Genomic DNA, 20,877 nt, shown 5'->3' with positions numbered 1-20,877 from the left:
GGTTGACTGGTGGGCATGCGACCGGTTGCCCTGTCTCCGACCCACCGCGAGGACGCCCTGGACGCACTGGGCTCCACGCACCTCGACGTCCTCGTCATCGGCGGTGGTGTCGTCGGCGGGGGTGCGGCCCTCGACGCCGCGACGCGCGGACTGACGGTCGGTCTGGTGGAGGCGCGCGACTTCGCGTCCGGCACCTCCAGCCGGTCGAGCAAGCTGATCCACGGCGGCCTGCGCTACCTCGAGATGCTCGACTTCCGGCTCGTGGCCGAGGCGCTGGGGGAACGCAGCCTGCTCATCGACAAGCTGGCGCCGCACCTGGTCAAGCCCGTGCCGTTCCTCTACCCCCTGACGCACCGGGTGTGGGAGCGGTTCTACGCCGGCTCCGGCGTCGCCCTCTACGACTCGATGGCGCTGCTGTCGGGCCGCTCGCGCGGCGTCCCGCGCCACCGGCACCTCACCCGCACCGGCGCGCGCCGCGTGATGCCGGCGCTGCGCAAGGATGCTCTGGTCGGCGCGCTGCACTACTACGACGGCCAGGTCGACGACGCCCGCCACACCATGTTCCTGTCGCGCACGGCCGCCGCCTACGGCGCCCACGTCGCCAGCCGCACCCGCGTGATCGACCTGCTGCGCGAGGGCGGCCGGGTCGTCGGCGCCCGCGTCAAGGACCTCGAGAGCGGCCGCGAGATCGACGTCCGTGCCCGTCAGGTGGTCAACGCGACCGGCGTCTGGACCGACGAGACCCAGTCGTTCGCGGGGGAGCGCGGCCAGTTCAACGTGCGCGCCAGCAAGGGCATCCACCTCGTCGTGCCGCGCGACCGCATCCGTGGCGAGTCCGGGCTGATCCTGCGCACCGAGAAGTCGGTGCTGTTCGTCATCCCGTGGGGACGGCACTGGATCATCGGCACGACCGACACGGACTGGTCGCTGAGCAAGGACCACCCGGCCGCCAGTGCGAAGGACATCGAGTACCTGCTCGAGCACGTCAACCAGGTGCTTGTGGAGCCGCTCGTGCCCGAGGACGTCGAGGGCGTGTTCGCGGGGTTGCGGCCGCTGCTGGCCGGCGAGTCCGAGGCCACGAGCAAGCTCTCGCGCGAGCACGCGGTCTCGACCTCGGTCCCGGGGCTCGTCGTCATCGCGGGTGGCAAGTACACGACCTACCGGATCATGGCCAAGGACGCGATCGACGCCGCGGTGCAGCAGATGAGCTCGCTGCTCGACCGGCGGGTGCCGGCCTGCGTCACCGACGACATCCCGCTGCTGGGCGCCGACGGCTACGCGGCGCTGTGGAACCGCCGGCAGGCCCTCGCCGAGGCGCACGGGCTGGGCGTGGGACGGATCGAGCACCTGCTGAACCGGTTCGGCACGTTGGCCACCGAGGTGCTCGAGCTCATCGCCGAGCGTCCCGACCTGGCCGAGCCCCTCGGTGGTGCCGACGACTACCTGCGCGCCGAGGTCGTCTACGGCGTCACCCATGAGGGGGCGCGGCACCTCGACGACATCCTGGCTCGCCGGACGCGCATCTCGATCGAGACCTTCCACCGAGGCACGGAGTGCGCGGAGGAGGTGGCCGCTCTCATGGCCGAGGCCCTGGACTGGTCCGACGCCCACCGCGAGCGCGAGGTCGACCACTACCTCAAGCGGGTCGAGGCCGAGCTCGAGAGCCAGACGATGCCCGACGACGAGACGGCCGACGCGGCGCGCATGGGCGCGCCCGACGTCGTGCCGGTCGGCCACCTGTGAGCGTCGATCCGTCGCGCGTCCTGGTGGTCGCCGCGACGAAGGTCGAGGCGGCGTACGTGCCCGAGCATCTCGAGGTCGTGCTGACCGGGATCGGCAAGGTCGAGGCCGCGGCGGTGACGGCCGCCGCGATCGCCCGCTCGCGGCCCGAGCTGGTGCTGAACGTGGGCACCGCGGGCGCTCTGAGGCCCGGGCTGACGGGGCTGTTCCTGCCGTCGACCGTGGTGAACCACGACTACTCCGCCGACGCGATCCGCGCACTCGGCCACGACGCCGTCGACGAGATCGAGATCGCGGGCGGTGACGGCACGGTGCTGGCCACCGGCGACCTGTTCGTGACCGACCCCGTCGTGCGTGACGCGCTGGCCGCGCGGGCGCAGTTGGTCGACATGGAGGGATTCGCGGTCGCGCGCGCCTGCCGGCTGGCCGGCGTGCCGTGCCGGCTGGTCAAGATCGTCAGCGACGCCGCGGACGACTCGGCCCTCGAGTGGGCGGCGGTCGTCGATGCGTGCGCCCGGCTGATCGGACACTGGGTCCGCGACGAGATCGGCTGATTATCCGCGGTGGTGCACGAGGAACAGCAGTGCCGTCGTCAGGAGCAGACCGCCGGTCAGGAAGCAGACCCGCGCGGGGCTCGAACGTGACTCCTCTGGTGCGGTGAGCGTCACGACCATCGTGCCGAGCGAGATCATCACTGCCATCGCGATGTACACCGGCGTGCGATAGAGCCAGGCGTACAGGACGAAGTGCATCGAGGTGATCGCCGCGAAGGTGAACGGCACGAGGCGGTACTGGTGCCTGACCACGAGGACGATCAGGAGCGGCAGGCCGAGCAGTTGCGAGGTCCCGATCAACACCGAGAGTTGGGTGATCTCGTCGCCCACGGGCCGGTCGGGGCCGATCGCGCCGATGAGTGCCGAGAGCCCGAGCGCCGCCGGCAGCGCGAACAGTCCCTGGAAGAGCGTCGCGTAGGTCGCCACCTGTTCGGTGGTCCGACGCCACAGCAGGCCGCAGGCCACCCACGTCACGCCGTAGGCGGTGAGGAAGGCCACGCCGGAGAGGTTCTGCTCGGCGAGCCGTTCGAGGGAGGTGATCAGGTCCACGGGGGCCACTGTGTCATCGCCGAGAATGCGACCGAGGCCCGGACCTGCCCGCGAGGGCGAGGTCCGGGCCTCGGTCGTTCTGGGGTGGATGACGGGACTTGAACCCGCGGCCACCGGCACCACAAGCCGGTGCTCTACCAACTGAGCTACACCCACCATGTGCGCCTCGCGGCGCAGCGCGACGAGTCTACCGGACGTCGCAGCCGGGTCCTACTCGGGCTGGCTGCCTGCCGTGATCTCGGCCGCGATGGCGCGCGCGGTCTCGGTGTCGATGCCCGGGTCGGGGGTGAAGATCGCGCGGCGGTAGTAGCGCAGCTCGTCGATGCTCTCGCGGATGTCGGCCAGGGCGCGGTGGGCTCCGCCCTTCTCGGGTGCGGCGAAGTACGCCCGGGGGAACCAGCGGCGAGCCAGCTCCTTGATGGAGGACACGTCGATGACGCGGTAGTGCAGGTACGACTCGAGCTCGACCATGTCGCGGGCGAGGAAGGCGCGGTCGGTGCCGATCGAGTTGCCGGCCAGCGGCGTCTTGCCCGGCTCGGGGGAGTACTGGCGCACGTACTCGAGCACCTGCTCCTCGGCCTCGCGGACGGTGATCCCGGAGTCGAGCTCGTCGAGCAGGCCCGACGTCGTGTGCATCGTGGTCACGACCTCGTTCATCTGCTCGAGCGCGGCCTGCGGAGGCTTGATGATCAGGTCGACCCCGTCACCGAGGATGTTGAGGTCGTAGTCGGTGACCAGGGCCGCGATCTCGATCAGGGCGTCGTCCTGGAGGGACAGCCCGGTCATCTCACAATCGACCCACACCAGCTTGTCGTTCACCCCGCCACCCTAGTGCGCTTCGGCGACGGGTGCGTCTCGCCCGGTAGGCTTCCGGCGGTACCACGTCCATGTCCGAGGAGCTCACGTGACGAACGACCGCCAGGCCCGCGCCGCCCGCGCCGAGCAGATGCGCAAGGAACGACAGAAGGCCGAGCGCAAGCAGCGCAACAAGATCACCGTCGCCATCGTCGCGGTGGTCGTCGTGCTCATCGCCCTGGCCGCCTGGGGCGTCAAGTCGCTCTCGGACCAGAACGCGAAGAACACCGAGGTCATCGAGCCGCGGAACCTCGTCGACGACGGAGTGCCGTTCCCCGCGACCGGCGAAGCCGACGCGGCCCAGAAGCCGATCGTCGAGCTCTTCGAGGACTTCCTGTGCCCCGCGTGCGCCTCGTTCGAGCAGGTCAGTGGCAAGTTCCTGCAGAGCCAGGCGGCCGCCGGCGAGATCCAGTTGCGCTTCATGCCGTTCTCGTTCCTGCACCGTCAGAGCACCAACGACTACTCCCGCCGGGCCACCAACTTGGCGATGTGCGTCGTCGACCAGGACGGCGACGAGGCGTTCTGGAAGGTGCACGACTCGCTCTACGCGACCCAGCCGCAGGAGGGTGGCGCCGGTCCCGAGGACGCGGCGCTCATCGAGTTGGCCGAGGAGGCCGGCGTGACCGGCATCGACAACTGCGTGCGCACCGAGAAGTTCGTGCCGTGGATCGACCAGGTCCAGAAGACGTTCTCGGACGACCGCAAGGTCTCGGGCACGCCGTCGGTGTTCATCAACGGCAAGGAGAGCCAGGCGCGCACGCCGGACGAGCTGCAGAAGGCGATCGCCGACGCCTCGAAGTCCTGACGTGACGAACCAGCGACGCAAGGCGTCCGCTCGCGCCGAGGCGGCTCGCCTGGAGCGTGAGCGGGCCGAGCGCCGCAAGCGCCTCATCCTGACCGGCTCGATCGCCGCTGCCGCCACGGCGCTCGTCGCGGCCGCGGCGTGGGGCGTGTCGGCCCTCGCCTCGGCGGACGAGGACCGCGACGTCGTCGCGCCGCGGTACGTCAGCGGTGGCGCGCCGGGCTTCGCCTTCCCTGCGAAGGCCGACCCGGGCGCGCCGGTGGTCGAGGTCTACGCCGACTTCCTGTGCCCGCACTGCGCCGACTTCGCGGCATCGGACGGTGAGCGCTTGTTGAAGGAGCGGGCCGAGGCCGGCGAGATCGCGCTGCGCTTCGTGCCCATGACGATCATGGACGGCCGGGCGTCCGACGGTCCGGCCCACGACGTCATGAACGCGGCGGTCTGCGCGGCCGACGCCGAGGGACCCGAGGCGTTCTGGTCGATGCACACGGCGCTGTTCGCCGCCGGGTTCCACGAGGGCGGGTCCGAGCCGTCCAGCACGGACCTGGACCAGATCGCGCAGGACGCGGGCGTGTCCGGCATCGCCGAGTGCATCGACCAGGACCGCTTCGTGCCGTGGCTGAGCGAGCCGCGTGACGCGGCGCGCGATCGCGGGGTCACCGGCACCCCCACGGTCCTCGTGGACGGCGAGAAGGTCGACGACCCCACGGCCGCGGCACTGCAGGCCGCGATCGACGCGGCCTGAGATCAGCTCACCAGCGCAGCTCGATCTCCAGTTCGTTCTCGTCGCCGATCTCGATCTCGACGGAGAGCTCGACCTCGTCGGGCACATCGACGGTGATGCGGTTGTCGCCCTTGATGAACTCCACGGAGTTGTGGCGCGCGAGCGCGTCGGCGAGGGCGTGCAGCTTCGCAGCGGCCGCCTCGCGGCTCAGGCGCTGGGTCTGGTCGAGCTCGAACAGGTCCATGGTCTTCTCCTTCGTTGACGAATCCGCGCGCCCGGCAGGACTCGAACCTGCGACCTAGAGATTAGAAGGCTCTTGCTCTATCCGGCTGAGCTACGGGCGCTCGGGGCCAGACTATCGGGACCGGCCGGTGTCCCCGCGGCGCTCTACTCTGGTCCGGTGACGACGACCGCGGCGCTGGTACTGCCCCCCGAGGTGGACCCCCTCCGACAACGTGGCCGCAAGCTCCTGGTCGTCCTGGTCTGGATCACGGCGGTCGTCGGCGCCGGTGGCGCGGTGTTCTTCGCGTCGATCTCCGGTTCGATCGCGGGCACGTCGCTCGCGCTGGTCTACGCCCTCATCCCGTTGCCCGTCGCGCTGTTCGCGTACTGGTGGCTCGACCGGGTCGAGCCCGAGCCGTTCCGGTACAAGGCCGCCGCCTTCGTGTGGGGCGCGGTGGTGGCGGTGGGCATCGCCCTGCCGGTCGAGATCGCGATGTCGCGCCTGGGCATGAACGAGGACTGGCTCACGGCGGTCGGGGCCCCCGTGGCCGAGGAGTTCGCCAAGGGCCTGTTCGTCCTGCTGACGCTCGTCCGGGTGCGCCGGATCATCGACGGAGTCCTCGACGGCCTCGTCGTCTCGGGGCTCGTGGCGCTGGGCTTCGCGGCGATGGAGAACGTCGGCTACTACGCAGCCAGCTACCTCGGGTTCGACGAGGTGCCGTACTCCGGCGCCGAGATGGCCACCGCGACCTTCGTCGTCCGCGGCCTGTTCAGCCCTTTCGCCCATCCGCTGTTCACCGCGGCGATCGGCATCGCGATGGGCCTGGCCGTCCACCGTTCGTCGCGGCTGCAGCGCTGGGGTCTGCTGGCGCTGGGCTACCTCGCCAGCGTCGGGCTGCACGCGATCTGGAACGGCGCGATCGTCGTCGGCGGCGGCATCGGGTTCCTGCTGGCCTACATCGTGCTGGCGGCACTGCTGCTCGGCCTGGGCGTCACGGCCGTGGTGCTGCGCATGAGCCAGATCGACATCCTGTCCCGGGCGTTGACCGACATCGCCCGCCGCGGCTGGATCCATCCCGCCGAGGTGCCGTGGCTCGTCCGCTTCGCTCGCCGGCGCCAGGCCAGGGCCTACGCGGCTCGGTACGGACCCGTCGCCGTCGATGCCGTCAAGCGCTACCAGCGGCTCGCGACCGAGGTCGCGTTCCTGCACGACGCGGTGATGACCGGGGTGGCCAAGCCGGGCGGCCCCGACCGCACCTACGCGCTGCTGGACCGGATGTGGCACCTGCGCCCGTTCCTGCACCTGCCGCCGGCTCTCCCGCCGGGGATGAAGTAGTCACGCGTCGATTCGGTGCGGCTCGGTACCGGACGGTAAGGTCGAGCTTATGGATTATCGCGTCAAGGACCTGTCCCTCCACGAGTACGGCCGCAAGGAGATCGAGCTCGCGGAGCACGAGATGCCCGGCCTCATGGCCATGCGTGAGCGCTACGGGGACAGCAAGCCCTTGGCCGGCGCCCGCATCGCCGGTTCGCTGCACATGACGATCCAGACCGCGGTCCTCATCGAGACGCTCACGGCGCTGGGCGCCGACGTCCGCTGGGCGACCTGCAACATCTTCTCCACCCAGGACCACGCCGCCGCCGCGGTCGTCGTCGGGCCGAACGGCACGCCGGACGATCCGCAGGGCACGCCGGTCTTCGCGTGGAAGGGCGAGACGCTCGCCGAGTACTGGGACGAGGCCGAGAAGGTCTTCGCCTTCACCGACGAGCAGGGTGCCGAGTGCGGCCCCAACGTGCTGCTCGACGACGGTGGCGACATCACGATGCTGCTGCACCTGGGCGTCGAGTACGAGAAGGCCGGCGCCGTTCCCCCGCAGGACAGCACCGACAACGAGGAGTTCAAGGAGGTGCTGCGCGTCCTGGCCCGTTCGCTGGAGACCAAGCCGCAGTACTGGACGAACATCGCCAAGGACATCAAGGGCGTCTCCGAGGAGACCACCACCGGCGTCCTGCGCCTGTACGACCGCTTCCGCGAGGGCACGCTGCTCTTCCCGGCGATCAACGTCAACGACTCGGTCACCAAGAGCAAGTTCGACAACAAGTACGGCTGCCGCCACTCGCTGATCGACGGCATCAACCGCGCCACCGACGTCATGATCGGCGGCAAGGTCGCCGTCGTGTGCGGCTACGGCGACGTCGGCAAGGGCTCGGCGGAGTCGCTGCGCGGCCAGGGTGCCCGCGTCATCGTCACCGAGATCGACCCGATCTGCGCGCTGCAGGCCGCGATGGACGGCTACGAGGTCAAGCGCCTCGAGTCGGTCGTCGAGTACGCCGACATCTTCATCACCACGACGGGCAACTTCGACATCATCCGGGTCGAGCACTTCGAGAAGATGAAGCACCAGGCGATCGTCGGCAACATCGGCCACTTCGACAACGAGATCAACATGGCCGGCCTGGCCAAGATCCCCGGCATCGTCAAGGACGAGATCAAGCCGCAGGTCCACCAGTGGATCTTCCCCGACGGCAAGAAGATCATCGTGCTGTCCGAGGGCCGTCTGCTGAACCTGGGCAACGCGACGGGCCACCCCTCGTTCGTGATGTCGAACTCGTTCACGAACCAGGTCCTCGCGCAGATCGAGCTGTACAGCAAGGCCGACCAGTACGAGTTGGGCGTCCACGTGCTGCCCAAGCACCTCGACGAGGAGGTCGCTCGCCTGCACCTCGACGCCCTGGGCGTCGAGCTGACCGAGCTGACCAAGGAGCAGGCCGAGTACCTCGGCGTCGACGTGGCGGGTCCGTACAAGTCGGACCACTACCGCTACTGAGCATGTCGCAACGTCGCCCCAAGCACGAGCGGGTGCTCGTCGTCGACGACGATGCGTCGTTGGCCGAGATGCTCACGATCGTCCTTGAGGGCGAGGGATTCCGGACGGCCGTCTGTCACACCGGCGACGCGGTGATGGCGGCGTTCGAGGAGTTCAAGCCCGACGTGGTCCTGTTGGACCGGATGCTCCCGGGTCTGGACGGCATGGAGGTGTGCCGCCAGATCCGGGACGTCTCGGGCGTCCCGATCGTGATGCTGACCGCCAAGGGCGAGACGCGGGACATCGTCGACGGCCTCGAGGTCGGCGCCGACGACTACCTCACCAAGCCGTTCCGCAACAGCGAGCTGATCGCCCGGATCCGGGCGCGGCTGCGCCGGCGAGACCCGCTCGGCGGACGGATCGAGTTCGGGGACATCGTCCTGGACCCCCAGGGGCACACCGTCACCCGCGACGGGCGCCCGGTCTCGCTCACCCCGCTGGAGTTCGACCTGCTGGCCTGCCTCATCTCGGCACCCGAGCAGGTCTTCAGTCGCGAGGTGCTGCTGCAGAAGGTGTGGGGCTACCACCACCCCGGTGACACGAAGCTGGTCAACGTCCACATGACGCGACTGCGCCAGAAGATCGAGGACGAGGCCGAGAACCCGCAGGTCATCCGCACGGTGCGCGGCATCGGCTACCAGGCGATCGACCCGGCCTCCCGCTGATGCGCCGGCTCGTGGGGCTGTGGCGCCGTTCGCTGCGCACCCGGGTGGTCATCAACACGGTGCTGCTGAGCACGGCCGTCATCTTGATCGTCGGCTGGGCGCTGCTGCACGACGTGGCCGGCGGCCTGGCCGAGAACCGCCGCGACGCCGCGATCGGCGAGGCCCGCGCCGGCCTGGAGCAGGCCCAGTCCCAGCTCGACGCCGCGGTCGACAGCGAGCCCACCCGTCAGTCGCCGGCGTTGACGCAGCTGGTCGACGCGCTGGCCGCGACCCGCGGCGAGAACCGCTCGTACGAGCTCGTGTTGCAGGGCCCGTTGGCCGAGGCCGGGGGAGCGCCCGTGCGGGCGTCGGGCAACGTCGGCATCGACGCGGTGCCCGCCGACCTGGTTCGCCAGGTCAGCTCCGAGCAGGGCATCTTCTGGACCTTCTCCGAGCTGTCGGTCTTCGGCACCGGTGACGTCCCCGTCGTCACGGTCGGCGGTCGGGTGACCGCGCCCGGCTCGAACGACCGGTACGCGCTCTACTACGTGTTCTCGATGGCCGACCAGCAGGAGACGCTGGGCCTCGTGCGCACCGCCCTGCTGGCCGGTGGCGCGGGACTGCTGGTCATGGTGACGCTCGTCGCCGGACTGGTCGCGCGTCAGGTGGTCGAGCCGGTCCGTCTGGCGCGACGCATCGCCGAGCGGTTCGCGGCCGGCAACCTCGAGCAGCGGATGCACGTCAAGGGCGAGGACGACATCGCGCGCCTGAGCACGTCCTTCAACCAGATGGCCGAGAGCCTGCAGAGTCAGATCCGCCGCCTCGAGAACCTGTCCCGGCTGCAACAGCGCTTCGTGTCGGACGTCTCCCATGAGCTGCGCACGCCGTTGACGACCGTGCAGATGGCCGGTCAGGTGCTCTACGAGGCGCGCCCGGGCTTCGACCCCCAGACCGCGCGAGCGGCCGAGTTGCTGCAGACCGAGGTCGGCCGGTTCGAGGCGTTGCTGTCGGACCTGCTGGACCTGAGCCGCTTCGACGCCGGAGCCGCCACCTTGGAGACCGATCCCGTGGACCTGGCGGCGGTGGCCCGGACCGCGGCGGCGGACGACGTGCTCAAGCGGGCGGGCATCGTGGGCCACGCCCGCGGCGCCGACCGGCCGGCGATCGTCGAGGCGGACTACCGACGGGTCGACCGGATCGTGCGCAACCTCGTCACCAACGCCGCCCGGTACAGCGAGTCCGACCAGGTCGACGTGATCGTGTCCCAAGCGGCCGACCGGGTCTCGTTGGCCGTCCGCGACTACGGCGTCGGCATGGAGCCCGACGTGGTCCGCCGGGTGTTCGACCGCTTCTGGCGCGGTGATCCCGCTCGCTCGCACGGTGGCACGGGGCTCGGGCTGGCGATCGCCCGCGAGGATGCCGCCCTGCACGGCGGGACCCTCGAGGTGTGGTCGCGGCCCGGCGAGGGGACCGAGTTCATCCTGACCCTGCCGCGGGTCGCGGGGGAGCGCGTGTGGTCGCCCGTCACGAGCTCGGTGTTCGCATGAGGGCGCCCCGCACCGCCCTGGTCCTGGCGGTCGTCGCCGCCGTGCTGGCCGGTTGTGCGGGCATCCCGACCTCCGGCCCGGTCGAGCGGGTCCAGGACGAGTCGGGACTGGGCGAGAGCACGGTCCGCTACACCCCGGCAGGCCCGGCGCCCGATGCGACCGAGGCCCAGATCGTGCGCGGCTTCCTCGACGCCATGCTGGCGTACCCGGTGACGCACCGGGTCGCGGCCGAGTACCTGACGCCCGAGGCCGCCGACCAGTGGCGCCCCGGCCGGAGCACCACGGTGTACACGGCGGCGTACGTGTCCTCCGACGCGGTCGGGTCCGGGCGGATCGACCTGACCGCCGACGCGCGTCTCGACGCCCAGGGCCGGTTGACCCGCCTGGGGACCACGAAGCGGTGGGACCTCGACCTGGAGCGGATCGACGGGCAGTGGCGCATCGCGACCCCTCCCGACGGCGTCCTGGTGAGCCGGGGCTGGTTCGAGGACTACGTCCGCACGTTCGACCTGTACTTCCTCGACCAGAGCGGGAGCCACCTGGTGCCCGTACCCGTCCACGAGGTGGTCGGCGACCAGTTGGCGACGTCGCTGATGACCAGCCTGGCCATCGGGCCTCGGCCGGGTTCCGCGCCGGGGCTCACGACCGCCGTCCCGCCCGTCGAGGACCTGCGTGCCTCCGTCCCCGTGGTGGACGGGGTGGCCCAGATCGAGTTCTCGACGCGGGTCGGGGACCTCAAGCCCGCCCTGCAGAAGCGACTCTCGGCCCAGGTCGCCTGGACGCTGCGGCAGGTTCCCATCGTGACCGACGTGCAGATCACCGGCGACGGCACCGTGGTGGCGCCCGCGGGCGAGCCCGTCCAGGACGCGGGCGGCTGGACCTCCTTCGGCCCCGACAAGTCCCGTCGCTGGGCCACCGTCGTGGCCGAGGGTGTGGTCCACCGGGTCGGGCCGCGCTCACGGGAGCGGCTGCCGGGGGACTGGGGCACGGACGACGCCGGCGCGTCGATGGTCGCCGCGGACGAGGAGCGGGTCGTCGCGACGTGGCGCGACCGCGCCCGGGTCACGGCGGCCGACGGCACGGACCCCGTCGACATCACCGGCGAGCGGTTCCTGCGCCCGATCCTGGACATCGACGAGAACGCCTGGCTGGTCGACCGGCCCGCCGGCAGGACCCGCGTCCGGGTTCATGACGGCGAGTCCTTCGTCGGGGTCCCGGCGCCCGAGTTGCGCGGGATCTCGTCGTTCGCGGTCTCGCCCGACGGCGCCCGGTATGCCGCGACCGCGGACGGGCGGCTGTTCGTGGGCGGCGTCCAGCGCCGCGACGGTCGCGTCGTGGGCCTGACCGACGCGACGCGGCTGGCGACCGTCGCCGGAGCCCGCCAGGTCGTCTGGGTCGACGGCTCCCGGGTGGCCCATCTGGGACCACCGGGCAGCCAGGTGCACTCGCTGCGCATCGACGGCACCGAGGTCGTCGACGCCTGGCCCGGCGGTGGTCAACTCCTTCCGGACATCGAGCCGGTCGCCCTCGTGGCGACCGCCGCGGCCGACTCCGACCTCTACCTGCTCGACAGCGAGGGTGGCGTCTGGATCCTCGACCGGACCCGCTGGGTCGCGGTGGACGTCGCGGCCGCACGCGGCATCGCCTGACTCGTCCACAGCCCCGCGCACGGGCTGGCCGGGGTCCGGTTCCACCGCCCAGACTGGCCGGATGCGCGGGTGGTGGCAGGCGGCGGCCGATCTGGTCCTGGGTGTGTGCTGTCCACTGTGCGGGGCGCCCGGACTGCATCCGTGCCGGACCTGCGTCGCCGCGGTCGCGCCCGATCCGGTGGTGGTGGACGTCGGCGACGTCCCGGTGGCCGTGGCGGGCGTCCACCGGGGCCTGCGGCGCGAGGCGCTCCTGGCCTGGAAGGTCGGTGGGGCCGCGAGCCTCGATCCGGTGATCGCCCACCACCTCGCGTCGGCCGTGGTGTGCCTGATCGGCGACGTCTCCTCGGTGGCCCTGGTGCCGGTGCCATCGACCCGCCGTTCGCGCCGGGAGCGCGGACGCGAGCTCGTCACGGATCTGGCCGCTTCGACGGCGCGCACGCTCGCCGGCGTGGGCGTCGACGCCCAGGTCCGACCCGTCCTGCGACTGCGGCGACAGACGCGCGATCAGCACGCTCTCAGCCGCGGTGACCGGGCGCTCAACGTCGCCGGATCCATGGCGGCGGCGGCGGTGCCGACCGGCCCCGTGGTGGTCGTCGACGACGTCCTCACGACCGGCGCGACCCTCCTCGAGGCGGTCCGCGCACTGTCCGCGAGCGGGGCGTTCCCGATCCTCGGTGCGGCCGCAGTGGTGATGGCGCAGCCGGGGTCGACACCGGTGGCGAGTCACCCCGGCGACGGACTACGGTCGAGGTAGGGCGAGACGTTTCGGGACTCGCATTCGAGCAAGGAGACAGACATGGAAATCGTGGTCACCGGTCGCAACAGTGAGATCTCGGAGAAGTTCCGCAACCATGTCGCCGAGAAGCTGCAGCGGATCGAGAAGTTCGACAGCCGTCAGCGGATCAGCCGGGTCGAGGTCGAGGTGACGCATGAGAAGAACCCGCGTCAGCCCGAGACCGCCGCCCGTGTCGAGATGACGGTGCGTTCGCGCGGTCCGGCCGTCCGGGTGGAGGCCACCTCCACCGACCAGCACTCGGCACTGGACGCCGCGGTGGACAAGCTCGAGACCCGACTGCGCAAGGTCGTCGAGCGCAAGCGCAGCCACCGCGACAAGCACCGCGCCGAGTCGATCGAGGCGGCCACGGCCGACCTCCCCGTGGCCGACTTCGACGAGCTGGACGACACCGTGGAGTCCGACATCCGCAAGGTCGGACCGCTCGAGGTCGAGGGCGACGGCCCGCTCGTCGTGCGCGAGAAGGAGCACGTCTCCGAGGCGATGACGCTGGATCAGGCCCTCTACGAGATGGAGCTGGTCGGGCACGACTTCTACCTCTTCGTGGAGAAGGACTCGATGAAGCCGAGCGTCGTCTACCGCCGCAAGGGTTACGACTACGGCGTCATTCGTCTCACGGTCGAGGGGTGACGGTCCCGGACGTGGCATGATCGAACCCGTGACTGCAAACGGGGATGCGATCCGGGTCCTGCTGGTCGATGACCAAGAGCTGTTCCGACGTGGCGTGACCATGGTCCTCGGTGCCGACGGGGGGTTCGAGATCGAGGACGTCGACGACGGTGACGCCGCGTTGGAACGCATCGCGGAGGAGCCGTTCGACGTCGTTCTGCTCGACGTCCGGATGCCCCACCGCAGCGGTGTCGAGATCTGCGCCGCGATCAAGGAGACGGCGCCCACGACCGGCATCATCATGCTCACGGCCAGCGACGACGAGGCCGACCTGTACGAGTCGATCAAGGCCGGTGCCGCCGGATACCTGCTCAAGGACGGGTCGACGTACGACCAGGTCGCCGAGGCGGTCAAGCTCGTCGCGGCCGGTCAGTCGTTGATCAGCCCCAGCATGGCCACGAAGCTGCTCGACGAGTTCGTGCACATGGCCAAGGGGCCGGCGCCGGCCACGACCCTGACCGCGCGCGAGCTGCAGGTGCTGCGCCTGGTCGCTCACGGCAAGAGCAACCGCGACATCGCCGGTGAGCTGTTCATCAGCGAGAACACGGTCAAGAACCACATCCGCAACATCCTCGAGAAGCTGCAGATGAAGTCGCGGATGGAGGCGGCCATGTACGCCGTCCGCAGCAAGCTCATCGACGACGTTCTGTGACGGCGCGCCTCACGGCGCTGCAGGCTCGGCGCATCGCGCTCGGGGCGCAGGGGTTCACCCGCGCGCAGCCCGAGGTGGTGCGCCGTGAGCACGTGGCCCGAGTGGCGCGCCGCCTGGGGTTCTTCCAGATCGACTCCGTCAACGTCCTGCAACGAGCGCACTACCTGCCGCTGTACTCACGGCTGGGCCCCTACGACACCGACCTGCTGCACCGTGCCGCCGGCCGGGCACCGCGCCTGTTGTTCGAGTACTGGGCGCACGAGGCGGCCCTCGTCGACGTCGACCTGTGGCCGGCGATGCACCACAAGATGCGCTCCGGTCGCGGGATGTGGGGCGGGATGGCCCGCGCCGTCCAGGAGAACCCCGAGCTGATCGACCAGGTGGAGGCGGCTGTCGCCCGCTCGGGTCCGATCACGGCCCGCGAGCTGGAGGCCCGGCTCGGCGCCCAGGAGCGCGACCGGACCCACTGGGGCTGGAACTGGTCCCAGACCAAGCAGGCGCTGGAGTACCTGTTCTTCGTGGGCCGCGTCTCGTCCGCGCGGCGCAATGCCGCCTTCGAGCGCGAGTACGACCTGCCCGAGCGCGTGCTGCCCGCCCGGGTGCTCGCGCTGCCGGAGCCCTCGGACGAGGAGGCCCACCTGACGCTCGTGAGCCATGCGGCCCGAGCCCTCGGCGTCGCCACGGCGCAGTGCCTGCGGGACTACTTCCGCCTGGCGCCCGCTCCGACCACGGCCGCGGTGAGCGCCCTGGTGGCCGACGGCGTCCTCGAACCGGTGACCATCGAGGGCTGGAAGCGCCCGGCGTACCTGCATGCCGAGGCCGCCCGCCCGCGCCGGGTCGAGGCGCGGACCCTGCTCAGTCCCTTCGACCCGCTGGTCTTCGAGCGCACGCGCACCGAGCGACTCTTCGACTTCCGCTACCGCATCGAGATCTACGTGCCCCAGCCGCAGCGGGTGCACGGGTACTACGTCCTGCCCTTCCTGCTGGGCGACCGGATCGTCGCGCGCGTGGACCTCAAGGCCGACCGCGAGGGCGGGCGGCTGCTCGTGCTCGGCTCGTTCGCCGAGCCCGGGGCCCCGGCCGAAACGGCCCGCGAGCTGGGGCAGGAGTTGCTGCGCATGGCCGGTTGGCTGGGCCTGGGCGAGGTCGAGGTCCGTCCACGTGGTGATCTGGCCGCGATGCTGGCGCCGGAGTGTGCCGCCCCGCACTAGGATGATCGGGTGCCGAAGATCATCGACAGTATCCTGCGTGCGGGCGAGGGCAAGATCCTCAAGCGCCTCGACCGCATCGCCGACCAGGTCAACGCCCTGAGCGACGAGTTCGCCGCCATGAGCGATGACGAGCTGCGTGCCATGACGGACGAGTTCAAGGAGCGGTTGGCCGGCGGGGAATCGCTCGACGACCTGCTGCCCGAGGCCTTCGCCACGGTCCGCGAGGCCGCGTCGCGCGTGCTGGGCCAGCGGCACTTCGACGTCCAGCTGCTGGGCGGCGCCGCACTGCACCTGGGCAACATCGCCGAGATGAAGACCGGTGAGGGCAAGACCCTCGTCGCGACGCTGCCGTCGTACCTGAACGCCTTGACCGGCAAGGGCGTCCACGTGGTCACGGTCAACGACTACCTGGCCACCTACCAGTCCGAGATGATGGGCCGCGTCCACCACTTCCTGGGCCTCACGGTCGGCGTCGTCGTGGCCGGCCAGACGCCCGCGCAGCGCCGCGAGGCCTACGCCTGCGACATCACCTACGGCACGAACAACGAGTTCGGCTTCGACTACCTGCGCGACAACATGGCCGACAGCCTGGACGAGTGCGTCCAGCGCGGTCACCACTTCGCGATCGTCGACGAGGTCGACTCGATCCTCATCGACGAGGCCCGCACGCCGCTGATCATCTCGGGCCCCACCGAGGACGAGGTCAAGTGGTACGGCGAGTTCGCCCGGATGATCGACGGGATGCGGATCGACGAGCACTACGAGGTCGACGAGAAGAAGCGCACCGTCGCCGTCACCGAGAAGGCCATCGACGTCGTCGAGGACCAGCTCGGCATCGCCAACCTGTACGACGCGGTCAACACGCCGCTGATCGGCTTCCTGAACAACGCCGTCAAGGCCAAGGAGCTGTTCAAGCGCGACAAGGACTACGTCGTCATCGACGGCGAGGTCCTGATCGTCGACGAGCACACCGGCCGTCTGCTCGAGGGACGTCGCTACAACGAGGGCCTGCACCAGGCGATCGAGGCCAAGGAGGGCGTGCGGATCCGCGAGGAGTACCAGACGCTCGCCACGATCACGCTGCAGAACTACTTCCGCCTGTACGACAAGCTCTCGGGCATGACCGGTACGGCCATGACCGAGGCCGCCGAGTTCGACAAGATCTACAAGCTGGGCGTCGTCCCGATCCGCACGAACAAGCCCGTGCGACGCGACGACCTGCCCGACCTCGTCTACCGCACCGAGGACGCGAAGTTCAACGCCGTCGTCGACGACATCGTCGGACGCCACGAGAAGGGCCAGCCGGTCCTGGTCGGCACCACGAGCGTCGCCAAGAGCGAGCGCCTGAGCAAGATGCTCAAGAAGCGCGGCATCGCGCACGAGGTCCTCAACGCCAAGCAGCACGACCGTGAGGCCGCGATCGTCGCCCGCGCCGGTCACAAGGGCGCCGTCACGGTCGCCACGAACATGGCCGGCCGCGGTACCGACATCATGCTCGGCGGCAGCGTCGAGTTCCTGGCCGACGCCGATCTGCGCAGCAAGGGGCTCGACCCGGTCGAGACGCCCGAGGAGTACGAGGCTGCCTGGCCCGAGGCCCTCGAGCGGATCGAGAAGCAGGTCGCGGCCGAGAAGGAAGACGTCATCGCCGCCGGTGGCCTCGCGGTGATCGGCACCGAGCGCCACGAGTCGCGCCGCATCGACAACCAGCTGCGTGGCCGCTCCGGCCGTCAGGGCGACCCGGGCCTGACCCGGTTCTACCTGTCGCTCGAGGACGACCTCATGCGCCTGTTCAAGGGCGAGTGGGTCAACTGGATCCTGCAGACGATGAAGATCCCCGACGACGTGCCGATCGAGAACAAGCGCGTCACCAAGTCGATCGCGTCGGCGCAGGGCCTGGTCGAGGCGCAGAACTTCGAGACCCGCAAGAACATCTTGAAGTACGACGACGTCATGAGCGCCCAGCGGGAGGTCGTCTACTCCCAGCGCCGCCGGGTGCTCGAGGGCGAGGACCTCGAGCCGCGCGTGCGCCAGATGATCGAGGACGTCACGGGCGCCTACGTCACGGCCGCCACGCAGGGCTACTCCACGACGTGGGAGCTCGACAAGCTCTGGACCGCGTTGCGCACCCTGTACCCGATCTCGCTCGACCCCGACCAGGTCGTCGAGGAGGTCGGCGGGCTGGAGCGCCTCGACGCGGCGACGCTGCGCAGGCTGGTCGTCGAGGACGCGCTCGCCGCGTACGACAAGCGTGAGGCCGAGCTGGGCGACGAGGTCGCCCGTGAGCTCGAGCGCCGGGTCGTGCTGAGCGTGCTCGACCGCAAGTGGCGCGAGCACCTCTACGAGATGGACTACCTCCGCGAGGGCATCGGCCTGCGCGCGTACAGCCAGCGTGACCCGCTGGTCGAGTACCAGCGCGAGGGCTACGACCTGTTCAACGCGATGATGGAGGGCATCTCCGAGGAGTCCGTGGGCTACCTGTTCAACCTCAGCGTCGAGATCGAGGTCGAGGAGGGCGACGACGAGGCCCCCCAGATCATGGCCAAGGGTCTCGAGCCGGACACGACGCCCAAGCAGCTGTCGTACTCGGCCCCGTCGGAGGACGGGTCGGCGATCGCGGTCGACGAGTCGGTCGAGGTCGACGACGACGAGCCGGACGCCAACGAGGTCGCCCGCCAGAACAAGGCCAAGGAGGCCGCTCGCCGCAAGGCGAAGGCCGCTCGTCAGTCGCGCAAGAAGAACCGCTGACTCAGGCCCACTCGGCGGCGGTGCAGCGCCAGGTCGTGCGCCCCTGATGGTCACGACCGCGCTGCAGCCGCACCGCGATCGCGTGGGAGCGGCCGCGGTGGACCATGCGGGCGGCGATCTCGGCGGCTCCGTCGTCGACCATCGCGATGTGCACCGAGACGACCCGAGGGCTGTGGCGCGCACCGCCGGCGACGAAACGGGCCGTCACGTACTCGTGCAGCTGCTCGTACACGTCGCGGCTCAGCCACGCGCCGAGCTGGCGCGGAGGTCGCACCCCCGTGATGACCTCGGCCAGTGCCTGGGTGAACCGCGCGCACCGGTGACGCAGCTCGCGGGCGTCGCCGCGCTCCACCGGCACCGGTAGCAGCGGCGGTGACGGCGGGAAGGGCAGCGGCACCTGGTGCGGCGCGAACGGGTCGGTGGCGAGTGCCGTGGCGGTGATCATCGTGCTCCTGGTGGGTCGAGTCGCTGGCCGGGGTGGATGAGGTCGGGATCGGATCCGATGACGTCGCGGTTGGCGTCGTGCCACCGTGCGACCTCGGTACTGGTCGTGGCGGCGGTGCCGCCGGGGGAGTGGTCCTGAGCGATCGACCACAGGGACTCGCCCGCGACGACGACGTGGGTGCGGGTCGCGGGCGGCGGTGACGGCTCCGGCGACGGAGCAGCCTGGGTCAGTGGACGTTCCGGCAGGGCCAGGCCCTCCAGCGTCCCGCTCGAGCCGGCTCGGGCGGGCGTGGCGGTCGCCACCACGGCGCCCGTGACGAGGAGCGCGCGCAACACCGGAGGGCCGAGGCGGGCCGCGAGCCGGCGATCGACGAGCACCAGGGCGAGGCCGAGCAGCCACCACAGCGCCCAGGCCGCCAGGGCCGCGGCCAGCAGCCAGCGCAGCGCGGACTCCCATCCCACCGTCGACAGGTCGACCATCCGAACCCCGATCCATGACTTCTGATGACGTCTGATGTAGGCATTTGACGTCGGATGACGTCATACACCAGAGAAGCGCATGGCGAACGACCGCGTCAATGACGCGGTCGTGGGGTGTGGACGGGCGCTAGGGCGCGGGTCGGGTCCGGCGCAGGCGCTGGTTCTCGAGCTGCAGTCGCTCGAGCTCGGTCTCGAGCAGCAGGACCCGTTCGATGCCCGCGAGGTTCAGGCCCTCGGCCAGCAGGTCGCGGATGCGCCTCAGTCGCCGGATGTCCGAGCGGCTGTAGCGGCGGGTGCCGCCGGCGGTGCGATCGGGCTCGAGCAGGCCGCGACGCTCGTAGACCCGCAGGTTCTGTACCTGCATGGCGACCATCTCGGCGGCCACCGAGATGGCGTACACGCCGGTCTCGTCGTCCTCACGCATCGTCGTCCCTCCTGTCACCTGCATCGTACTTGACAAGGAATATGAAATGAGCAATATAGGTTTACATCAGTGGAACCACCGGACCACCAGCGAGAGGAGACGATGATGATGATTCGTTCGACCGACCCGTTCCGTGAGTTCGACCGGCTCACCCAGCAGTTCTTCGGCACCACCAACCGCCCGGCCGTCATGCCCATGGACGCCTGGCGCGAGGGCGACACCTTCGTGGTGGAGTTCGACCTGCCCGGTGTGTCCAAGGAGAGCATCGACCTCGACATCGAGCGCAACGTCCTGACCGTGCGCGCCGAGCGCGTCGTCGGCAACGGCGACTGGGAGATGCTCGCCACCGAACGCGCTCGCGGCATGTTCAGCCGCCAGCTGGTCCTGGGCGACAACCTGGACCTCGACCGCATCGAGGCCGCCTACGACGACGGCGTTCTGCGGCTGAGCATCCCCGTCGCCGAGCGGGCCAAGCCGCGCAAGATCGAGATCACCGGCGCGACGAAGGACGACCAGGCCGCCATCGGCGTCTGATCGATCCACCGACACCGTAGGGCCTCCCATCGGGAGGCCCTACGGTGTCTTCATGCGTTGGGACCGACTGTTCGCCGATCTCGAGGGTGCCGCGGTGGACGCGTACGCCGAGGAGCGGGACGCCCTGGCCGAGGACCTGCGCGACGAGCAGTGGGCGCGCCTGTCCTGGACCGATCTGCTGGGCGGGCGGGACATCCGGTTGGAGGTGGCCGGGCTCGGTGAGATCGGGGGTCGCGTCGTCAGCGTGGGCGACGTGGTGCTGGTCGAGGACGGCCTGCGCACGATCGTGGTCGTGCCCGAGGCGATCGTCGCGATCAGCGGATCGGACGGGCGCGCGGCAGCCGCGCCGGCACTGCGCAGGACACGTGCTCAGATGGCGCGGGCGCTGCGGGACGCCGGTGCGTCGGTGCGGGTCGTCCGCCGTGACGGCCGAGCGGTCGAGGGGGTCGTGGCGGCCGTCGGCTCGGACTTCCTGCAGGTCGCCGCGGCCGGTCGACGGGTCAGTCTGCCGTGGGCGTCGATTGCGGCTCTCGAGGAGCGCTGAGCTCGGTCTCGCGCGCCGTCCGCTCGTACTGGCGGGCGATGTAGTCCTCCAGGGCGCTGGCCTCGATGCGCCACATCTTGCGGCCGCCGACCTGGAACCCGCGCAGCTCGCCGGACTTGAGCAGGCTCCAGACGACCCGGACATCGACCTTGAGGGTCTCGGCGACGTCGTTCGCGGTGAGGAACTGGTGCTCGGGAGCCATGGCGCCATTCTCACACGCGGCCCCGA

Annotated in this window: 23 protein-coding genes and 2 tRNA genes; 16 read left to right on the top strand and 9 right to left on the bottom strand. The window is 70.4% G+C overall.

What is annotated here, in order from left to right; all coding sequences use genetic code 11:
• Positions 1–15: 15 nt before the first annotated feature.
• Positions 16–1,743, top strand: coding sequence for a glycerol-3-phosphate dehydrogenase/oxidase (locus tag GL325_RS05565; RefSeq protein WP_187768845.1), 1,728 nt, complete (start codon positions 16–18; stop codon positions 1,741–1,743).
• On the top strand, positions 1,740–2,294 hold the full coding sequence (locus tag GL325_RS05560) for a nucleosidase (protein WP_222865851.1): 555 nt from the start codon (positions 1,740–1,742) through the stop codon (positions 2,292–2,294). Before GL325_RS05565 ends, GL325_RS05560 begins: the two co-directional genes overlap by 4 nt.
• Here GL325_RS05560 and GL325_RS05555 read toward each other — a convergent pair whose 3' ends face one another.
• From GL325_RS05555 to orn, 3 genes are all read right to left on the bottom strand, one after another.
• Positions 2,295–2,843 carry a hypothetical protein gene (locus GL325_RS05555; RefSeq protein ID WP_154595544.1) on the bottom strand — a complete coding sequence of 183 codons (549 nt, stop codon included), beginning with the start codon at positions 2,841–2,843 and terminating at the stop codon, positions 2,295–2,297.
• An 80-nt stretch (positions 2,844–2,923) separates the two neighbouring features.
• Positions 2,924–2,999 (bottom strand) — tRNA-His (locus GL325_RS05550).
• Between the two features lie 54 nt (positions 3,000–3,053).
• Positions 3,054–3,662 (bottom strand): oligoribonuclease, encoded by a 609-nt coding sequence (gene orn / locus GL325_RS05545; protein ID WP_187411794.1) that lies wholly within the window; start codon positions 3,660–3,662, stop codon positions 3,054–3,056.
• An 85-nt stretch (positions 3,663–3,747) separates the two neighbouring features.
• Between orn and GL325_RS05540 the strand changes: the two genes are divergently transcribed.
• Both GL325_RS05540 and GL325_RS05535 read left to right on the top strand, forming a co-directional pair.
• The gene (locus GL325_RS05540; protein WP_154595543.1) at positions 3,748–4,503 is read left to right on the top strand and encodes a thioredoxin domain-containing protein; all 756 of its coding nucleotides are present in this window, start codon (positions 3,748–3,750) and stop codon (positions 4,501–4,503) included.
• Between the two features lies 1 nt (position 4,504).
• Positions 4,505–5,245, top strand: a complete 741-nt coding sequence (locus GL325_RS05535) for a thioredoxin domain-containing protein (RefSeq protein WP_154595542.1) — start codon at positions 4,505–4,507, stop codon at positions 5,243–5,245.
• A gap of 7 nt (positions 5,246–5,252) precedes the next feature.
• Here the strand turns inward: GL325_RS05535 and GL325_RS05530 are convergent, their stop codons facing one another.
• Together GL325_RS05530 and GL325_RS05525 are read right to left on the bottom strand one after the other, a co-directional pair.
• The gene (locus GL325_RS05530; RefSeq protein WP_154595541.1) at positions 5,253–5,468 is read right to left on the bottom strand and encodes an amphi-Trp domain-containing protein; all 216 of its coding nucleotides are present in this window, start codon (positions 5,466–5,468) and stop codon (positions 5,253–5,255) included.
• Between the two features lie 26 nt (positions 5,469–5,494).
• Positions 5,495–5,568: transfer RNA gene (locus tag GL325_RS05525), tRNA-Arg, on the bottom strand.
• A gap of 56 nt (positions 5,569–5,624) precedes the next feature.
• On the opposite strand from GL325_RS05525, the gene GL325_RS05520 reads away from it, so the two are divergent.
• The 10 genes from GL325_RS05520 to secA all read left to right on the top strand — a co-directional run bounded on the left by GL325_RS05520 (position 5,625) and on the right by secA (position 18,223).
• Positions 5,625–6,782, top strand: coding sequence for a PrsW family intramembrane metalloprotease (locus GL325_RS05520; RefSeq protein WP_187768844.1), 1,158 nt, complete (start codon positions 5,625–5,627; stop codon positions 6,780–6,782).
• A gap of 49 nt (positions 6,783–6,831) precedes the next feature.
• The gene (ahcY, locus tag GL325_RS05515; RefSeq protein ID WP_154595539.1) at positions 6,832–8,274 is read left to right on the top strand and encodes an adenosylhomocysteinase; all 1,443 of its coding nucleotides are present in this window, start codon (positions 6,832–6,834) and stop codon (positions 8,272–8,274) included.
• 2 nt (positions 8,275–8,276) lie between these two features.
• Entirely contained in the window at positions 8,277–8,978 is a 702-nt protein-coding gene (mtrA, locus tag GL325_RS05510) for an MtrAB system response regulator MtrA (protein WP_154595538.1), read from the top strand.
• Positions 8,978–10,504 carry an MtrAB system histidine kinase MtrB gene (gene mtrB, locus GL325_RS05505; RefSeq protein ID WP_154595537.1) on the top strand — a complete coding sequence of 509 codons (1,527 nt, stop codon included), beginning with the start codon at positions 8,978–8,980 and terminating at the stop codon, positions 10,502–10,504. Before mtrA ends, mtrB begins: the two co-directional genes overlap by 1 nt.
• Entirely contained in the window at positions 10,501–12,153 is a 1,653-nt protein-coding gene (locus GL325_RS05500) for an LpqB family beta-propeller domain-containing protein (protein WP_187768843.1), read from the top strand. Before mtrB ends, GL325_RS05500 begins: the two co-directional genes overlap by 4 nt.
• Positions 12,154–12,214: 61 nt before the next feature.
• Positions 12,215–12,907 carry a ComF family protein gene (locus GL325_RS05495; RefSeq protein ID WP_187768842.1) on the top strand — a complete coding sequence of 231 codons (693 nt, stop codon included), beginning with the start codon at positions 12,215–12,217 and terminating at the stop codon, positions 12,905–12,907.
• Between the two features lie 42 nt (positions 12,908–12,949).
• Positions 12,950–13,576 carry a ribosome hibernation-promoting factor, HPF/YfiA family gene (hpf, locus tag GL325_RS05490; protein WP_154595534.1) on the top strand — a complete coding sequence of 209 codons (627 nt, stop codon included), beginning with the start codon at positions 12,950–12,952 and terminating at the stop codon, positions 13,574–13,576.
• A gap of 28 nt (positions 13,577–13,604) precedes the next feature.
• A complete protein-coding gene (locus GL325_RS05485) occupies positions 13,605–14,267 on the top strand; it encodes a response regulator transcription factor (protein ID WP_255467328.1) in 663 nt (220 codons plus the stop codon).
• The gene (locus GL325_RS05480; protein WP_187411796.1) at positions 14,264–15,478 is read left to right on the top strand and encodes a winged helix-turn-helix domain-containing protein; all 1,215 of its coding nucleotides are present in this window, start codon (positions 14,264–14,266) and stop codon (positions 15,476–15,478) included. The genes GL325_RS05485 and GL325_RS05480 overlap by 4 nt, the downstream gene beginning before the upstream one ends.
• Positions 15,479–15,499: 21 nt before the next feature.
• Positions 15,500–18,223, top strand: coding sequence for a preprotein translocase subunit SecA (gene secA / locus GL325_RS05475; RefSeq protein WP_255955708.1), 2,724 nt, complete (start codon positions 15,500–15,502; stop codon positions 18,221–18,223).
• A gap of 1 nt (position 18,224) precedes the next feature.
• Here secA and GL325_RS05470 read toward each other — a convergent pair whose 3' ends face one another.
• The 3 genes from GL325_RS05470 to GL325_RS05460 form a co-directional block, all read right to left on the bottom strand.
• Positions 18,225–18,668, bottom strand: coding sequence for an Rv3235 family protein (locus GL325_RS05470; RefSeq protein ID WP_154595532.1), 444 nt, complete (start codon positions 18,666–18,668; stop codon positions 18,225–18,227).
• A complete protein-coding gene (locus GL325_RS05465; protein ID WP_187768840.1) occupies positions 18,665–19,147 on the bottom strand; it encodes a LysM peptidoglycan-binding domain-containing protein in 483 nt (160 codons plus the stop codon). The genes GL325_RS05470 and GL325_RS05465 overlap by 4 nt, the downstream gene beginning before the upstream one ends.
• A gap of 127 nt (positions 19,148–19,274) precedes the next feature.
• Complete coding sequence (locus tag GL325_RS05460; RefSeq protein ID WP_187768839.1) at positions 19,275–19,571, bottom strand: MerR family transcriptional regulator; 297 nt, start codon at positions 19,569–19,571, stop codon at positions 19,275–19,277.
• A 105-nt stretch (positions 19,572–19,676) separates the two neighbouring features.
• Here GL325_RS05460 and GL325_RS05455 point away from each other — a divergent pair, with 105 nt between their 5' ends.
• The gene (locus tag GL325_RS05455) at positions 19,677–20,105 is read left to right on the top strand and encodes an Hsp20/alpha crystallin family protein (RefSeq protein WP_154595529.1); all 429 of its coding nucleotides are present in this window, start codon (positions 19,677–19,679) and stop codon (positions 20,103–20,105) included.
• A gap of 52 nt (positions 20,106–20,157) precedes the next feature.
• The gene (locus tag GL325_RS05450; protein ID WP_187768838.1) at positions 20,158–20,649 is read left to right on the top strand and encodes a hypothetical protein; all 492 of its coding nucleotides are present in this window, start codon (positions 20,158–20,160) and stop codon (positions 20,647–20,649) included.
• Here GL325_RS05450 and GL325_RS05445 read toward each other — a convergent pair.
• Positions 20,606–20,851, bottom strand: coding sequence for a helix-turn-helix domain-containing protein (locus GL325_RS05445; RefSeq protein WP_154595527.1), 246 nt, complete (start codon positions 20,849–20,851; stop codon positions 20,606–20,608). The genes GL325_RS05450 and GL325_RS05445 overlap by 44 nt on opposite strands.
• Between the last annotated feature and the right edge of the window lie 26 nt (positions 20,852–20,877).

The sequence above is a fragment of the Aeromicrobium sp. 636 genome (assembly GCF_024433585.1).
Lineage (GTDB): Bacteria > Actinomycetota > Actinomycetes > Propionibacteriales > Nocardioidaceae > Aeromicrobium > Aeromicrobium senzhongii.
The sequence above is the reverse complement of the archived record's forward strand: the minus strand, read 5'-3'. Positions and strand labels throughout refer to the sequence as shown.

What these genes read in the sequence shown, in the direction of transcription:
- ahcY (WP_154595539.1), top strand. Translation starts at nt 6,832, where the DNA reads ATGGATTATCGCGTCAAGGACCTGTCCCTCCACGAGTACGGCCGCAAG.
- GL325_RS05500 (WP_187768843.1), top strand. Translation starts at nt 10,501, where the DNA reads ATGAGGGCGCCCCGCACCGCCCTGGTCCTGGCGGTCGTCGCCGCCGTG.
- GL325_RS05470 (WP_154595532.1), bottom strand. Translation starts at nt 18,668, where the DNA reads ATGATCACCGCCACGGCACTCGCCACCGACCCGTTCGCGCCGCACCAG.
- GL325_RS05530 (WP_154595541.1), bottom strand. Translation starts at nt 5,468, where the DNA reads ATGGACCTGTTCGAGCTCGACCAGACCCAGCGCCTGAGCCGCGAGGCG.
- hpf (WP_154595534.1), top strand. Translation starts at nt 12,950, where the DNA reads ATGGAAATCGTGGTCACCGGTCGCAACAGTGAGATCTCGGAGAAGTTC.
- mtrB (WP_154595537.1), top strand. Translation starts at nt 8,978, where the DNA reads ATGCGCCGGCTCGTGGGGCTGTGGCGCCGTTCGCTGCGCACCCGGGTG.
- GL325_RS05445 (WP_154595527.1), bottom strand. Translation starts at nt 20,851, where the DNA reads ATGGCTCCCGAGCACCAGTTCCTCACCGCGAACGACGTCGCCGAGACC.
- GL325_RS05495 (WP_187768842.1), top strand. Translation starts at nt 12,215, where the DNA reads ATGCGCGGGTGGTGGCAGGCGGCGGCCGATCTGGTCCTGGGTGTGTGC.
- GL325_RS05455 (WP_154595529.1), top strand. Translation starts at nt 19,677, where the DNA reads ATGATGATTCGTTCGACCGACCCGTTCCGTGAGTTCGACCGGCTCACC.
- mtrA (WP_154595538.1), top strand. Translation starts at nt 8,277, where the DNA reads ATGTCGCAACGTCGCCCCAAGCACGAGCGGGTGCTCGTCGTCGACGAC.
- GL325_RS05565 (WP_187768845.1), top strand. Translation starts at nt 16, where the DNA reads ATGCGACCGGTTGCCCTGTCTCCGACCCACCGCGAGGACGCCCTGGAC.
- GL325_RS05450 (WP_187768838.1), top strand. Translation starts at nt 20,158, where the DNA reads ATGCGTTGGGACCGACTGTTCGCCGATCTCGAGGGTGCCGCGGTGGAC.
- GL325_RS05460 (WP_187768839.1), bottom strand. Translation starts at nt 19,571, where the DNA reads ATGCGTGAGGACGACGAGACCGGCGTGTACGCCATCTCGGTGGCCGCC.
- GL325_RS05465 (WP_187768840.1), bottom strand. Translation starts at nt 19,147, where the DNA reads ATGGTCGACCTGTCGACGGTGGGATGGGAGTCCGCGCTGCGCTGGCTG.